The 16,856-nt window shown below is 44.2% G+C and carries 9 protein-coding genes and 6 pseudogenes; 5 read left to right on the top strand and 10 right to left on the bottom strand.

Going from position 1 to position 16,856, the window contains the following annotated elements:
* Positions 1–120: 120 nt before the first annotated feature.
* A complete protein-coding gene (locus G7Y90_RS00325) occupies positions 121–372 on the top strand; it encodes a hypothetical protein (protein WP_250163089.1) in 252 nt (83 codons plus the stop codon).
* 232 nt (positions 373–604) lie between these two features.
* Here the strand turns inward: G7Y90_RS00325 and G7Y90_RS00320 are convergent, their stop codons facing one another.
* The 10 genes and pseudogenes from G7Y90_RS00320 to gmk form a co-directional block, all read right to left on the bottom strand.
* Positions 605–832 (bottom strand): hypothetical protein, encoded by a 228-nt coding sequence (locus G7Y90_RS00320; RefSeq protein WP_250163088.1) that lies wholly within the window; start codon positions 830–832, stop codon positions 605–607.
* Positions 833–922 (bottom strand): hypothetical protein, encoded by a 90-nt coding sequence (locus tag G7Y90_RS18725; RefSeq protein ID WP_502937447.1) that lies wholly within the window; start codon positions 920–922, stop codon positions 833–835.
* An 87-nt stretch (positions 923–1,009) separates the two neighbouring features.
* Positions 1,010–2,383 (bottom strand): annotated as a pseudogene (locus G7Y90_RS18295) (cation:proton antiporter domain-containing protein); the annotation flags it as partial.
* A gap of 198 nt (positions 2,384–2,581) precedes the next feature.
* Positions 2,582–3,283, bottom strand: a pseudogene (locus G7Y90_RS00300) (hypothetical protein).
* A 587-nt stretch (positions 3,284–3,870) separates the two neighbouring features.
* Positions 3,871–4,988 (bottom strand): annotated as a pseudogene (locus tag G7Y90_RS00295) (cation diffusion facilitator family transporter).
* A 322-nt stretch (positions 4,989–5,310) separates the two neighbouring features.
* A pseudogene (locus tag G7Y90_RS00285) lies at positions 5,311–7,577 on the bottom strand (primosomal protein N').
* 248 nt (positions 7,578–7,825) lie between these two features.
* Positions 7,826–8,206 carry a RidA family protein gene (locus G7Y90_RS00280; protein ID WP_250163084.1) on the bottom strand — a complete coding sequence of 127 codons (381 nt, stop codon included), beginning with the start codon at positions 8,204–8,206 and terminating at the stop codon, positions 7,826–7,828.
* Between the two features lie 236 nt (positions 8,207–8,442).
* On the bottom strand, positions 8,443–10,638 hold the full coding sequence (locus tag G7Y90_RS00275; protein ID WP_250163083.1) for a RelA/SpoT family protein: 2,196 nt from the start codon (positions 10,636–10,638) through the stop codon (positions 8,443–8,445).
* 427 nt (positions 10,639–11,065) lie between these two features.
* Positions 11,066–11,326, bottom strand: a complete 261-nt coding sequence (gene rpoZ / locus G7Y90_RS00270; RefSeq protein WP_045444217.1) for a DNA-directed RNA polymerase subunit omega — start codon at positions 11,324–11,326, stop codon at positions 11,066–11,068.
* 197 nt (positions 11,327–11,523) lie between these two features.
* Positions 11,524–12,146 (bottom strand): annotated as a pseudogene (gene gmk / locus G7Y90_RS00265) (guanylate kinase).
* A gap of 481 nt (positions 12,147–12,627) precedes the next feature.
* Here gmk and ispH point away from each other — a divergent pair.
* From ispH to G7Y90_RS00245, 4 genes and pseudogenes are all read left to right on the top strand, one after another.
* A complete protein-coding gene (ispH, locus tag G7Y90_RS00260; protein WP_045444223.1) occupies positions 12,628–13,584 on the top strand; it encodes a 4-hydroxy-3-methylbut-2-enyl diphosphate reductase in 957 nt (318 codons plus the stop codon).
* Between the two features lie 52 nt (positions 13,585–13,636).
* Positions 13,637–13,882 (top strand): hypothetical protein, encoded by a 246-nt coding sequence (locus G7Y90_RS00255; protein ID WP_250163082.1) that lies wholly within the window; start codon positions 13,637–13,639, stop codon positions 13,880–13,882.
* Between the two features lie 14 nt (positions 13,883–13,896).
* Positions 13,897–14,715: a thioesterase family protein gene (locus G7Y90_RS00250; RefSeq protein WP_250163081.1), complete on the top strand. Its 819-nt coding sequence runs from the start codon at positions 13,897–13,899 to the stop codon at positions 14,713–14,715.
* 405 nt (positions 14,716–15,120) lie between these two features.
* Positions 15,121–16,637 (top strand): annotated as a pseudogene (locus G7Y90_RS00245) (catalase).
* The last annotated feature ends 219 nt before the right edge of the window (positions 16,638–16,856 follow it).

The raw sequence follows: 16,856 nt of genomic DNA, 5'->3' as shown, positions 1-16,856 counted from the left end.
ATCATTTGGTTATTTTGGTCGTTCATGGTGGCGCGTTGGACGGATGCGTATTAATTACCGCATGGCGCGACGTGAGATTGCAGATGCTATGATTATCCGCGTGATGAAGCAGCGCAAAAGGTGCATCTGCGCCGAGAAGGTGGGGTCAGTTTATTTGGGTTAGGATTGGGGTTTGGTATTTTTGCTTTTGCTTTAATGGTCATTAAGATACAGTTTCTGCCAATTATTGCCAAGCCAAAAGCCAATGAAGTGCTGTTCGATGCGTATGATATAGCCAAAACGGCACAAAATCGTGTGGCACTGATTTATCAACAGACAGGGCAAGTCCAATGGATTTCCTATCGATACAGGCACTCAGCAGATACGAATTGATATCGATAAAGAGGCCGCTGGCGTAGTAGAAACGGATTGTGCAGTCATTGCGACCATACAAAGTTCAGTTCCCTATCCGCTATCTAAATCAGCAGACACTGGTTTTTTACCATGTGCCAGACAGCGATAGTTGGAACTGTACAAGTTCACTAAATAAGAAACTGGCACCAGCAAGCTGTATGCCGATTAGGCATGTTGATGATTTAACCATGACACGACTATTTGTGAATCATCAAACACGCTTTAAAATATATAAATATTTAGGTGTTAGAGTCAGTTGCAACATCGTCCTTTTTATCAACGGGTGTTGCTTTACTTTTAGCGCGTCATAAAAATCTGTTAAGTCCATTTTTCGGGCTTTATCAATGTCTTCATCAAACAAGCTTTCTAGCTCTGCCATCGCTGATTGTGCGGATTCAATCATGCTGGCTTCATCAGTAGATCGCTTGCTGACGTTCAATCAAGTCGCGTCGTAATCGCGGAAGGTTTGCACCGTCTCGCGCGCTTTTTCTGGTGAGATGCCAAGCAGTTGTAGCGACTCACGCGACATATCCAAGGATAGGTAAGTCTCACGCCAAATATGACGCACACCGACCTCACGCAATCGATAATAATGCTGACGGTCACGTGCCCGTGCCAAGACCAAGTCTGGATAGTTTTTACGTAAGTATTGAGCCGTGGTGATAGAGCGCTCTAAATCATCGATGGCTAAAATAACACACGGGCTTTTTTAATACCAGCCGCGCGCAATATCTCAGGGTTTTTTGGGTCGCCGTAATAGACTTGGTTACCAAATTTACGAACGAAATCGACGCGATTCGCTGAGCGTTCAATGGCGGTAAATTCGATGTTGTGCATGCGTAGTACACGACCGATAATCTGACCAACGCGCCCAAAGCCAGCAATAATGACTTGATGTTCATGATCGGGGATGGCATCGTATTCGCGGCTGGGTTTGCTTTTGGCAAATAACGGCTCACCGATTTTCTCAAGTAACAAAAATGCCAACGGTGTGAGTGCCATGGAGATAGTGACGATAAGGTTCAGAGTGTTGGCAAGCTCAGGTCGCAACACATTTTGAGCAGTAGCAACACTGAATAAAACAAAAGCAAATTCACCACCTTGAGCGAGCGTCACACCCAGTCTTATACTGGTTGGCCAGCGATTGCCTGATATCTTTGCAATGGCGGTAATGACACCAAATTTGATAGCCATCAATGCCATTGCACAGCCGATGATAAAGATAGGTTTTGCCAAGATAAGTTTGACATCAGTCAGCATACCGACCGACATAAAAAACAAGCCAAGTAGCAATCCTTTAAATGGCTCAATACTGGCTTCTAGCTCATGGCGATACTCAGAATCTGCGAGCAGTACCCCTGTCAAAAAAGCACCCAATGCCATGGATAAACCAATTTGACCCATCAAAATAGACACACCCATCACGATAAATAGCGCAACGGCGGTCAGCAGTTCTGATGCACCACTAGAGGCTACAAACTTAAAGAAGGGAAACGACATAACGACTAGCAAAAATCAGTCCAGCAAAAACCGCAAAAACTTTGCCAAAATAAATCAAATCATAACTTTGTTCGCGCACCCCTGATAGGAAAGGAATGACGGCTAACAAAGGGATAACTGCAATATCTTGGAATAATAAAATCGTGAACGCTTCACGACCGTGGGTGCTAGAAAGCTGCTGTTTTTCAGTCAGTATTTGTAGTACAAAAGCTGTGGACGACAAGGCAAGGCCAAAACCGACGATAAAAGCAGTATCGAGCTGTAAGCCAAAAATTTGATGTAACAGCCCCATTAATAATGTGCCAGTCAGACCGACTTGTAAACCACCGAGGACAAATATCGAACGCCGCAGTGCCCATAATCGTGAGGGTTGCAGCTCAAGTCCGATAATGAATAGCAGCATGACCACGCCAAACTCAGAGAAGTGCAACAAGCTCTCAGCATCGCCTGCGACGTCTAGACCACTGGGCCCCAATATCAATCCTGTAATGAGATAACCTAAGACCGTCGCAATGCCAAAACGTTTACCAAGGGGTACAAAGAGCAGGGCTGCTCCTAAGAAGATTGTAGCTTGTAACATTAAATTTGGTGAGCCGGTGGCGGCAGCGAACATCTGGAATCCTTAGCAGTCATGATAAAATAAGCGGTACAATACGGGCATGGCAAAAATAAAAAATCTTAGCATACGTTATTTTTTACGATAAATCTTCCACACACCATTATCGGCAAGTGGATTGTTATAAGCATCGTTACGACGCTTACGCGGGGTCTGGCGACTGTCTACGATTTTGAAATCGGGCAGCGCATGGACGATAAGCCCCGTTCGATAAAAACGCACGCGTTCAGGCTCCAGCATCTCGCCATTGCTATCACGGCAAAATACATAGGCGCGCAAATCAATAAATTCACGATGCGCCACCAAACGCGCCTCATCATCATTATCAAATACGGCACTCATACGCGCAATTTCATCAGCACTATAATCACCACACTTAAGTAAGCGCACCGACCGAACCGAAGCTTTTGGATTCTTTGCACGGGTCTTGGTCAAATGTAGCCTTTGCACATGATAGATAAATTGCGGTATCCCAAGGCTGGCTGGTAGCGGCAGATGATCGGGCGGTAGATTGGCAGCAGGATAAAACGCTATGGCGCGCTCAAGCAGATTATGCCAACGCTGCTGATAGGCTTGGACTTCGGCGATATTGCCTTCATAAATTGGCATGTCACGAACTTGACGCAAAATATCAGGCGGAAACTGCTCATCTCGAAAGCTAGCAATGTCTTCTTGCAGCGTCGATAACAATGCTTTGGCATGCTTTTTACCCTCTGCTGAGATAGGGTCATCAATGTGGCTTGGAGCAACAAAAGGAGCTGAGCGTCTCGACATGGCAGAAAATCATCCATTAGTGGTAAATTGGGTGTTTCAGCTTTAAGTATACAGAATTTATATGAAAAATATGGCGGTGAGGCTAAATTTCCCATCATTTTTAACGTGCCATTACAATGCTAAAAATCGGCGTGATATACTTATTTAAAATAAAGCCTGTTTATGTTGGCGCGTAAGAAGTTATATTCATGCATGATGATTCGTCCACTGATAGTAAGTTGCGCGGATTATTGAAGACTTTTAGCAAAATAATTTTAAGGATTTTCGGGCAGGACTGGCGCGGTTATTTGGATCTTGGTCGCCGCTTACGTCATATATGGCAGCTGGTTATTTGACATCTGATTATGTAACGCACATCAGGACTGACGTATGAGATTTTTGGATTCGAATCATATTCTTATCGTTGGGGTTAGGTATTTAGTTAATAACAGCGCTTTGGCTAATGTGGTGCATATGGCGTTATGATTGCCGTCACTTGATAAAATGTCACCAATCATAGGCGACGTTTAAATTGATACTTGAATGAAAAATGGTCTTTTCAATGTTTAATGTCTGACTTTCAAAGTCTGATTTTCAATGCCTCATGCTTAATGATTGTGACCAATATGATTATTACCCTCTGTTTGTTGTTCTGAGATCGCAGACCAGCGCATCGCTATGTGTCTCAGTTTGCGGATGTGATGCGCTTTCTACCTGAATGGTCGCATGATGGATGCCGAGTTCAAGCAAGCTTTGTTCTAAATTGGCAATCAATATGCTGGATTCATGAATACTCATCTCACCATCGACAACGACGTGACAAGATAAGGCATTTAGACCACTGGTAATACTCCAAACATGCAAATCATGGACTTCTTGTACTTGTGGATGGGTAAGCAGTTTTTTTTCGACATCCACTAAGGATATGCCTTCTGGCGTGCCTTCCATCAAAATATGTACGGAATCACGCACAACGCGATAACCACTAAATAATATCAGTATCGCGACAATCACCGAGGCCGCTGCATCCGCCCAAACCCAGCCGAAGCTCATCATCAAAAGCGCGGCAACAATAGCGGCAACCGAACCCATTAAGTCACTCAATACATGCAGGTAGCACTTTGCATATTAAGATTGACCGGTGCTTTACTCGCATTTTTTCCTTGAGTGTCTTCAAGACTGCCTTTATGACTACCAGCATGACTGTGTCCATGTGCATCTCCACCACGACTGCCTCGATGCATCAGCCAAGCGACCAAAATATTGACCAACCGATAGTAGCAACGATAAGCATGCCTTGGGTAGCAATTTCAGGCGGTGAATTGAAGCGCTTAATCGCCTCATAAAAAATCATTAGCGCAATAATGACCAGCGTCGCACCATTGACTGTTGCGACTAAAATCTCAAAGCGTTTATAACCAAACGTCTTTGATGAGTGGCTGCTTTTTCTCCAATTTTAAATGCCATCAGAGTGGCGCCAAGTGCGATTGCATCACTGAGCATGTGACCTGCATCAGATAATAGCGCCAACTGCCAGTCAGCCAGCCACCGATGGCTTCAATAAACTATAGCCTGTGATAATGATAAAGCTAAACAGCAAAGTACGCTGATAGCCCTTGGTATCTCGCGGGGCTGTTGTTTGCTCTAAGTGTTCATCGTGATCGTGAGAGGCTTGATTGTCATGAGTGTAGTTGCTCTCATCATCTTTATGCAGATGGTTAGCCACATTAACAGTATCATTCTGATGAGAATGATTGCCTTGTTCAGCGTTGATTTATTTTGACTCATAACAACACTCAGAATGACAGAAGAGGAAATTTGATTGCTTATAAGGCTGGGCTTGCTGTACGCGGACTAGCCAGATATAAAGAATTTCATATTTAATAATGCTTGCTGTATCTAGGCAGTAAACCATTGGTTACTATTTCGAATAGCGTTCTTTAGGTGTGTCCTCAATTCAATCAACTATCCTCTAAATGGGCACAAGCCCTAGTAGCGGACAGCGATAAAGTGATAATCCGAATTGAAGAGTGATGGTTAGACGTTGGCTACCAACCAACAGGGTCGATATCCAGGGTCAGCTTCAGATATTTGGCGCTTGGAAGGGCAAGTACAGGCTGCCACCAATGCTGTAATACCCGATGCAATTGCTGTCTGTCTTTGCCTAAAAGTAGCAGTTGTACGTGGTAACGGCTATTCTTTTGCTCATTGGTGCATCGATAGGTCCTAGTACGGCGAGATTATGACCATTTGGCAAAATGGCAATCGCATCTTTAAGGGCTTGCGTCGTGGCGGCAAGGGTTTTGCCTTCACAGCGTATCAAGGCAGCATAGCTATGCGGTGGTAAACCCATCATTTTACGCTCTTGCAATAGCTCGCGAGCAAAAAACAAATACCATCTTTGACCAGTTTCAATAATAATTCATTGTCTGGTTGCAGCGTTTGAATGAGTACACGACCAGATTTATCACCGCGACCGGCACGTCCTGCGACCTGAATCATCAATTGCGCAGTATGTTCCGGCGAGCGAAAGTCGGCGGACAAGAAACCACGATCGGCGTTTGGTAAGCAGACAAGCGTAACATTAGGGAAATGATGACCTTTGGCGACCATCTGCGTGCCAACCAAGATGGCAGGATTACCTTGATTGATACGCTGATAGATATTCTCCCAACTGTCTTTACGTCTGGTGGTATCGCGATCGATTTGGATAATGGGATATAGCTCTTTGCTGGTTTGCGGATTGGCAAAAATCGCATGCAGGTTTTCGCTGAGCCTCGTCGTGCCCATCCCTTTGGCATCCAAATTTTGACTGCCACAATCCGGGCAAACTGTCGGAATATAGGCTTGCCAGTCGCAGTGGTGGCATTTTAAATAGGAGCTACTATAAGCGTTGTGTTGGGACTGGCTATTGTAATGAACGGTTAGATGCGCGTCGCAGCGCGGACAATCTGCTTGCCAACCGCAAGCTTCGCATAGCAAAACTGGCGCATAGCCGCGACGGTTTAAAAATATTAATACTTGATCGCCCGCTTCTAGCGTTTGCCGTATTGCCCCAATCAGCAATCGGTCAGCCCAGTATCATAGCGCGCGCCTTCGTCCGTCGTTTGTTGATGAGTACTTTTCAGGCGCGCATCAATCAGCTGCATGGTTGCAAGCTTCGCATTACCGGGACGAGTTTGCAGTTGGCACTCCACCAGCTTACCGTCATCGACCAGTTTTAGATGCTCAAGAGATGGCGTCGCCGTACCCAATACGACAGGGATATTGGCTTGTAGTCCACGATACAGCGCGACGTCAGCGGCATGATAGCGCAAGGTATCTTGCTGCTTATAAGAACATGCGCTCATCAACGACAATTAAGCCCAAATCTGCAAAGGGGAGCACTGCTGAGCGCGTGCCAATAATGATTTGAGCATGACCGGTACGGCAATCTTGCCAACCTTGTAAGCGATATTGTTCATGCCAGAATGCAATAAGACAAGTGAGCGGCAAAGCGACTGGCGAAACGCGCACGCGTTTGCGGTGTCAATCCAATCTCTGGTACCAAAATCAATACCTGCTTGCCAGCGTCCAATACGGCTTGCATCGCTTGCAGATAGACTTCTGTCTTGCCACTACCAGTGATGCCATTTAATAAAAATCCCGTGTAGCGATTGGCTTCATGAGCCGCAATAATGGCGGTAACGGCGAGTTGTTGCTCGTCATTGAGATCAAGGGGCATTTTTGCTAATTTAACAGGCGCAGGTGCTTGTTTGGTCTGAATATAGCGCTCGATTAAACCTTTGTCTTCGAGCGCCTTTAAAAAACTCCTCTCCATGCCCTCTAGTAATAAAACATCTTCACTCGCGCCGCGCTCGCCATGCAGCTTAAGCATATCAAAGTTGTTTTTGTTTTTTGGCGTTGGCACGAAAGTCATCGTCGCTTACCTGCGGCAAAATTCGCCAATGGGTAATCAGTAAATCCAGCGGCTTACCTTGACGAACGAGCGTTGGCAGCATGACTGCTAAAACGTCACCAAGCGGGTAGTGATAATAACGCGCCAGCCAATGTGCCAGCTTTAGCATACTGGCGTCCAAATAGGCTCAGCATCTAAGCATTTATTGATAGGTTTTAGCTTATTAAGTGGCACGCTGCTATTTGCTTCTGGAATATGAGCGACGACGATACCGATTAAAGTTTGACGACCAAAGGATACTTCGACACGGCAGCCAATATGAGGTAAAGAAGGGCTTGAGAAGGCGTTTATATCTGCTGGTATGCTATAGTCAAATCCCCGATAAAGGGGCACGGGTAGAGCAACTTGTACCAACATAGAATGCGTTCCCAGTTTCAGGTAAATGGTTTTTGGATAAACAGTTTTTAGATAAATGGTCTTTAGATAACCAGCTTTTAGATATCTAGATTGTAATATTGATAAGAATAATAGCAATAAGCCCAAATATTGATATTTGGGCTTACTCTGGCCTTACTTTTTAGCAGTGGCTTTTTTGGCGTAATGACTTGAGAATTAAGTGCGTCTATGTATTAAGCCTTACTATTTACATGATGATATGGCTTAAGTTACTCAATATATAAAATTGACTCAATCTCGACCACACCGCCTTTAGGTAACGCCGCTACTTGGACGGCTGCACGGGCAGGATATGGCTCGCTCAAATTGGCAACAAACACGTCGTTTAGTGCCGCAAAATCACTCAAATCAGTCAATGACACGTTAAATTTAACTACGTCATTTAAGCTGCCACCAGCCGCTTCACAGATGGCTTTGATGTTTTCGAACACTTGCTCAGCCTGTGCTTTAAAACCTTCTTTTAATTCCATGGCATCAGGGTCAAAACCCAATTGTCCTGAAATATAGACGGTGTTACCGACTTTGACGGCTTGTGAATAAGTACCAACGGCAGCAGGTGCTTTATCAGTTTGAATGGTTTGACGAGTCATATTATATCCTTTTTATCTTTTTCTGGTTTGGTAGGTAAGGGCGCATTATTCATCATTTACATCTCGTTTTTCACCATACAAATGATGACACGCTCTACGTTTATTTGCTAAAAATCAAAAAACACAGTTTATCATTATTTCAGGTCTTTCTAAAATTTTCTAAATCCATTATTCAATGTTCTATTGAGTGAGTGTTGGTGGCAATTTATCACGCGCACTACACCTTGTTACCAGCACTACAGCTGATACAGCCTGATGATGTTTGGGAAACCTAGCAAGGAGCGTAGCTCGCGAATGCCTTGTGCTAGATGATTGCGACTGCGAACGATGATATGGATGATGGTGTCACTGCTACGCACATCTACTTTTTCTACCCCTATATTTAATTGGCGTAAATGATAGATGACTTCAGTAATCTGTTCGTCGCTGAGGGCAATAGATAGTTTTAAATAGGCTGGAAAGCGAATTTTTCCGGTATTTTTTATGTCATACTCGCCAGCGTCACCTTGTTTTACGGCCTTGTCATTACGCCAGCGCAGTTGTATAACCTGATAAGGATTGTCTTTACGAATATCGTCAAGTGAAAAGCACTTGTGTCGATGAACAACCAGACCGTGACGGGACAAGTGACCGACAATAGGGTCACCATAAATAGGATGACAACAATTGGCAAAATCAAGCTCAACCCCAGACGCATTGACTATCAGCTGCTGTGGTTGGGTCATATCATCGCTGTGTTCTTGTGCTTGCAAATCATTGACTTCATCGCTAAACAAGCGAGTTACTACCAGCTGTGGTAATAACGTACCAGAGCTTATTTGCTCGAATAGTTCGGATTTTTCGGTCAAGCCACGCCATTCAGTGAGGTTTTTCCAATCACTATCGGTTAAGTCATCGAGACTTTTTTGATAGGTTTTTAGCGCCCGATCTAAGGCTTGTTGACCATGGTGTTGCTTATCAGCAGGAGACAAGTCTTTAAACCAACGCAAAATCTCTTCACGCGCTTTATTGGTCACGACAAATCCTAGCCATTCTGCTTTTGGTTCTGAGTGGCTATTGACTTCTATTTCAACCAGCTGCCCATTCTTAACGACTGTGCCAAGTTTGGCTTTTTTGCCATCGATATTGGCGCCAACGGCTACATTGCCGACCATCGGTCCGACAGCGTAAGCAAAGTCTAGCGCGGTTGCGCCTTGTGGTAGCTCATAAGCGCGACCCTTTGGACTATAGCAGATGATTTTACTGGAGTGTAGGTAATCCATCAGCTCATTAATGGTAGAGACTGCCGCTGAAAAGTCTGGGCTATTTTCATCTAAGCTGTCTTCATCGACCAAGTCTTTCATATTGCGTAATGAGGCTTGGATAACCGATTGGCTAACGTCTGAGGCATGCTCTGCACCAATGACACCAAGCCGCGCTGCGCTTTGCATTTGCTTGGTCAAAATCGTCACTTTGACGACATCGTTATCGCGCTCATAGATAAGCGTGAGTGATTGATTGCCACCCGGTAGCGGACGACGAATATTATCAGCGATATGAGAGTCATCAATCTGGTATTTTTTTAAGTAATAGGCCAGCTTGTCACAGGCTTCGACATTATCGAGGACAATCTCAAAGGCATAATGACGGAGTAGAGCATTGATTTCACCGCGATTGCGGAAAAACTGACGGTAGATGACCACGCGATTGTCTAAAACTTTAACCAGACCATTCAACCCCAAATTATTGAGGACAATACTCAAGTAGCGATGGATGGCCTCTCTTTGAAAGTTACGCCCAAGCCCGTGCTGTAGTAGCTTGTCAGACAGTTTGTTGTACATGTCAGAATCAAGATTACGATAACAGAGCACCTCGATATAATCGGCAATATCATTAAGACCCATTAGCCGCGCAAAAGGCACATAAAAATCCAACGTTTCTTGTGCTGTGGTGCGTTGTTTTTCTGGGCGTACTGCATCCAGTGTCGACATATTATGTAAGCGGTCAGCAAGCTTAATAATCAATACGCGTGGGTCGGCAAGGGTGGCTGTCAAAATTTTATGAAAGGTGGCTGCTTTGTTTTGCTGTTTATTGTGTGAGGACGACTTTAGCTTAGTCACACCGTCGACCAGTCTCGCCACTATTTTGCCATAGCGCTGCTCAATCTGCTCATCGCTCACCTCGGTGTCTTCGACCGTATCATGCAAAATCGCTGCAATAATCGTATCTCGATCCAAACGAAAACCTGCCAGTATCTCGGCCACCGCAATCGGGTGGGTGATATAAGGCTCTCCTGATTTACGCTTATCTTTGATGTGCGCAATATCACCGAACTCACAGGCATCAATAATATCACGGCGTTCAGCAGCAGTGAGGTAACCTACTGAGCGCAGTAAATTGTATTGAGCCTCATCGACTAAATGATGGCTGAGTTTGGGTAAGGTTTGACTCATAAAGTAACGATCCTATTTTCCATTACCTGTTTGCCTGACTGTCTATCTATCGGGTAAATGGTGACTGAATGAATGCTGGAATACTATAAATATAAAAAATATCGAGAAAAAAGATAAAAATAGGTAGACCATCCTCTAATTAATCGTAAATCGCATTCAATGTCAACTGCTAAGCGAACAGGTGCTATAAAAATTTAGAAATTCTAACTCAATGGTAGGTTTTCAGGTATAAATGGTGACTAAAACAGTCAAAGCAATATCAAAGCAATATCACAGCAACCAGTTATTACAACCAAAAAACCACAGCCTATGCTGTGGTCTCTCGTCAATATGTCATCACTGTATGTATTTGTCTTATAAGGCAGTGGTTAGCTTTATAGGCTTCATACGACAAATCTTCAATGCTGTATCTTAATAATACAGTGTCTTAAAAACCATGATCGCCTGACAGTGCCAAATCTAATGAACTGGTGGCAAAGTTGTGCTCTGGCTGATTTAGGATATCGCGAGTGATTTTACCAGCAGCGATTTCACGCAATGCCAATACCGTAGGCTTGTCATTATCCACATCAACCAATGGTTCTGCGATACCTTTGGCCAATTGACGTGCGCGTTTGCTTGCCACCAAAATCAGTTCAAAGCGATTATCAACATTATCCAAACAATCTTCAATCGTCACTCGTGCCATATGTAGCTACCTCGGTTGTTTTTATTAGTCACGGAGCTTGCCCGCCACTCAATAAAAATAATATCAAAATATAAAGGGGGATAGCGAGACATTATAGCATTTTTTGCCCAGCCGCGTAGTTGCTTTTTGCGTGTCTATTAACGTATCTATTAATAAGCGCTCATCGACTGAGTTGACAGTAGTATTTTGCTATTGCTTTACTCTTCCACTTTATTACTAAGTAAATTGCTGATGGTGCGATGATACCGCTGCTGTTGACGCTTAAGCGTCTGCCTGTCCGCCACGATAATGGCTTTTAGCTCAGTCAAAGCGACCTCAAAATTGTCATTAATAATCACAAAATCAAAATGGACATATTGCGCCATCTCAGTCACTGCGCCAGCCAGACGTTGCTCTATTACCTCCATAGTATCTTGCCCACGCGTCGATAGACGCGTAAAGTGGCAATACTTGGCGGTAAAATAAAAATCATAATGGCGTCAGTAAAGATTTTTTTGACTTGTAGTGCGCCCTGCCAATCAATCTCTAAAATAACATCGACGCCTGCTTCTAACTGCGTCCGCACGCTTTGCTCCGAGGTGCCATAGTAATTACCAAAGACCTCAGCATGTTCTAAAAACTTGTTTTCACCGATGGCAATCACAAATTTTTCGACATCGGTAAAATGATAATGATGACCATCAATCTCGCCGGGACGCGGCGTGCGCGTAGTGTGTGATACGCTGACGGTTAAGTCGTTAGTCGTGGCAAGTAGCTGCTTTACCAGTGAGGTTTTGCCCGTACCTGAGGCGGCAGTAATAATAAATAATGAACCTGTCATACAATGTGTCCTAATGGAGTGTGTGCTAGTCAAATCTGTGCGAGTAAAAGAGCCAAAGCTGTTTTAGTAAACAATTCAAAACTGGTAAAAAAAAAATCGCCATCATGTATGGCGATAGACATTGTCATCGATGCACTATTATAAACTGCTTTTGTGGCTTTTATTTTAATTAAAGCCGCCTTTGATCAGTCGTTATCATCGAAGCGATGTAAAGATGGCATAGGGTGACTCAGTATAAATCACATTTTTGCTGCATTAAGTGCAGTTAACGCTGCCACTATGGATAAATACTTTGAACGTATGAATATGTGTGTGCTTCTAGTTAAAACAGCCTCTAGTACCGTGCTATTTTCAAAGGCAATAAAAGTAAATTATGCTAAAGTAGCGTAATGAATTCATCCCAAATTTATTATTAAAGCTTTTGACAGTAATGTTGTGTATTTAAGCTTTAATAATAAATTATCTAATGATAGGCCCTCTTATGCAAATTTATCTTGCCAATCCACGTGGATTTTGTGCTGGTGTGGATCGCGCGATTGCGATTGTGAACGAAGCATTGACACGTTTTGAACCGCCCATTTATGTCCGTCACGAGGTGGTACATAACAAATTTGTCGTCTCTGATTTGGCCAATCGCGGTGCGGTTTTTGTGGAAGAGCTTCATGAAGTGCCAGATGGCTCTATCGTTATTTTTTCTGCTCATGGCGTATCAAAAGCTGTCGAAGATGAGGCTGAGCGCCGCGATTTGACCGTATTTGATGCCACTTGTCCGCTGGTCACTAAGGTACATATCGAAGTCGCTAAATTTGCGCAAGAGGGTATGGATGCGGTATTGATTGGGCATGCTGGACATCCTGAAGTGGAAGGCACGATGGGGCGCTTTAACCGTCGCCACGGCGGTCACATTCATTTGGTTGAAAACGAAGCCGATGTGGCAGCATTGAGCGTACAAAATGCTGAACGTTTGGCATTTGTTACCCAAACAACCTTGTCGATGGATGACACCGCGCGCGTCATCGATGCACTGCGTGAAAAATTCCCTAGTATCCAAGGTCCGCGTAAAGACGATATCTGTTATGCCACGCAAAACCGCCAAGATGCGGTAAAAGACTTAGCCAGTCGCTGTGAGGTGGTCTTGGTGGTCGGCTCGCCCAATTCATCAAACTCTAATCGTCTGCGTGAGCTGGCTGAGCGGATGAATTGCCGTGCGTATTTAATCGACAATGCCAGTGAGATGGATAAAAGCTGGTTGGATGGTGTGCAGAGTATCGGCGTCACTGCTGGCGCATCAGCACCCGAAGTACTGATTCAAGAAGTGCTACAGCAGTTGCAAGATTGGGGTGGTGATTTACCGAGTGAGCTATCAGGCATCGAAGAAAATGTCACTTTCAGTCTGCCTAAAGCCTTGCGTATCCCAGTCACCCAAGTGGGTAAGTAGATAAGGCTTTGTACAAAACATCTAATAGGTAACGTATAGTAGGTAACGCAAAATGAAAAAGCAAAAAAAAGGATTTGTATTGGCAGAAGCCACTCTCGGTGAGGTTAACAATCAATTGAAAGTGAATTTGTTTGTCATCGTGGTGGTGGGATTCGTGTTAGGCAGTAATATTCTGCATTTTATGCGAGAAAAGAATGTTTTTTATGGCGTATTAATTGCCGCGATGGTCGTTGCGTTATTTTTTGTCATTAAGAGTCGACAGGTTCTTAAATTAAAACAACAAGAGCTTATCAAATAAATCATAGGACAGTCATGTCAGCTTATTATAACTTTATCAAACTCGAACAGCGAGAAGACGGCGTCAACGTCGCACATTATCAGCCAACCAAACATGCCCAAGGCGCTTGGAATGAGCATGAACAGCATATGGCGCCAGCGACAGGATTGCTCACGGCTGAGCTAAACAGTTATGCGCCGCAAGAAAACATGCGTATCGCTCGTATCAGTCTAGATATCTTAGGATTGATTCCACTGGATGACTTTACCATTACCACGCGTTGTATTCGTCCGGGCAAGACCATTGAGCTGATTGAAGCAGTCATGAGTAGTCGCGGTCGTGATGCGATTATTGCGCGGGCATGGCGTCTAATGACCCAAGATACCAGCGAGATTGCAGGCATTGAAGACCAAAAAGCGGTACATAAGCCCGAAGAATTGCCCATCTGGGAAGACATGAAAGGCTGGCCGGGCGGGTTTATTGAGAGTGTGCGCTTGGTCGCTGATGATACGCAGCGTCGCCCAGGACGTGGTATGGTCTGGATTACTAATGATTTGGATATGATCGAGGGCAAGCCAACTGATGACTTGGTGCATCTATTGGGCATGGTCGACACGGCCAATGGCGTTGTGCCGCGCCTTGGGCTTGGCTTGTCAGAATTAGAATGGATGTTTCCCAATACGGATTTGCAAATTCATATGCACCGCGCGCCGCAAGGTCGCTGGCTTGGCATCGAAGCGGTGCAGCAGTATGGCAATGATGGCATTGGCTTAACGAGCGCTGTGTTACATGACATCAATGGCCCTTTTGGTCGTAGTGAGCAAATTTTGACCATTCGTCCGATGCCGCGCTAATTGCTCTGTGGTATTAATTAAGCTCTATTTGATATGGTCATTCGCTTTAAAAAGTGATAGCAAGGCTGATAGAGAGTGCTTGCACTGTAATATTTATCGTTGTTAATAACAACCATCCTAAGGAATAAAGTATTTGCATGAGTAAAAAACAAGTTAAGTGGTTCTGAAAAACAAAACGAAAGCATGTAATTAATTAATTATACAAATCAATGGTAATGGGTTGTATAGTATCTAACCACAGAACATGACTGTCATTAGACATTACTATGAAAAAAACAACCGTTTTTCGAACAAGCTGACAACTATTCTGGAACTATTAATAGAAGCGTATTCAGAATAGGTTTTGTACTTTAACCCATTTGCTATTCACAGGAGTATGACTATGAACAACGATATAACAATGATATGAGCGATAAAAAATGTCCTTATGCACCGACCCAATTGACCATGGGCAATGGCGCACCAGTAGCAGACAATCAAAACAGCATGACCGCAGGCAAACGCGGCCCATTATTGGCGCAAGATGTTTGGCTCAATGAAAAGTTAGGAAATTTCGTCCGTGAAGTGATTCCAGAGCGCCGTATGCACGCCAAAGGCTCTGGCGCATTTGGTACTTTTACCGTGACCAATGACATCACTAAATATACCCGTGCGGATATTTTTAGCGAAGTGGGTAAACAGACTGAGATGTTTGCGCGCTTTAGTACCGTCGCAGGTGAGCGCGGCGCGGCTGATGCTGAGCGCGACATTCGCGGTTTTGCTTTGAAATTCTACACCGAAGGTAACTGGGATATGGTGGGAAATAATACACCTGTGTTCTTCTTACGTGATCCGCGCAAATTCCCAGACCTAAACAAAGCCGTCAAACGTGATCCACGTACCAATATGCGTTCGGCGACCAACAACTGGGACTTTTGGACTTTATTACCAGAAGCTTTACATCAAGTTACTATCGTTATGAGTGATCGCGGTCTGCCAGCCTCGTACAGAAATATGCATGGTTTTGGCTCGCATACCTATAGTTTTTGGAACGAAGCCAAAGAACGTTTTTGGGTAAAATTCCATTTCCGCACGCAACAAGGCATCAAGAACTTAACCGATGCAGAAGCGGCAGAGGTGGTTGGTTCTGATCGCGAGAGTCATCAAAAAGACTTGTACGATGCCATCGAAAATGGTGATTTCCCGAAATGGAAAATGTATGTGCAAATCATGCCAGAAGCTGAGGCGGATACCGTTCCGTATCATCCGTTTGACTTGACCAAAGTATGGCCAAAAGGTGATTATCCACTGATTGAAGTGGGTGAGTTTGAATTAAACAAAAAACTCTGACAACTACTTTGTCGATGTGGAACAAGCCGCATTTGCCCCAAGTAATTTGGTACCGGGTATTAGTGTCTCACCAGATAAAATGCTGCAAAACCGCTTGGTTAACTATGCCGATGCTCAGCGTTATCGTGTTGGTGTCAATCATCAACAGATTCCGGTAAATAAGCCGCGTTGCCCTGTGATGAGCAATCATCGTGATGGTCAAGGCCGTGTCGATGATAACTATGGCAGTCGCCCGCATTATGAGCCAAACAGCTTTAGCCAGTGGCAAGAGCAGCCTGATTATGCTGAACCACCATTAAAAATTGACGGCTATGCGGCGCATTATGATTTCCGTGAAGACGATAGCGATTATTTTAGCCAACCTCGCGCATTGTTTTTTAATGAGTGCTGAGCAACAACAAGTGCTCTTCGAAAACACAGCGAATAATATGGCTGGTGTGCCGGACTTTATTCAGTATCGCCACATTCGCAACTGTAACTGGTGTGATGCTGCTTATGGCGCAGGCGTTGCTAAAGCACTAGGCTTAACGGTTGAAGATGCTATGAATGCTCGTGAGTCAGATCCAGCGCTGCATTTGCCTAGCTGCTTATAGTTGATAGCTTTACCTAAAAACGTATTACTAAATCTATTTGCTAAACCTATTATCGATATAATGACACCGCCTTAGGAAACTAGGGCGGTGTTTTTGTTGAATTGTATTTTTTAGCTTGAAATATTCTGCTGCGCCCCTATTAGTATAAACAGCTTAGCGATATTCGAAATTGAACTGCTTAATTTGTACCTGAGTAGAGAAAGTTGAATGCTTGCTATT

The organism is Psychrobacter sp. WY6, from assembly GCF_018448495.1.
Lineage (GTDB): Bacteria > Pseudomonadota > Gammaproteobacteria > Pseudomonadales > Moraxellaceae > Psychrobacter.
This window is presented reverse-complemented; position numbering and strand designations above follow the sequence as displayed.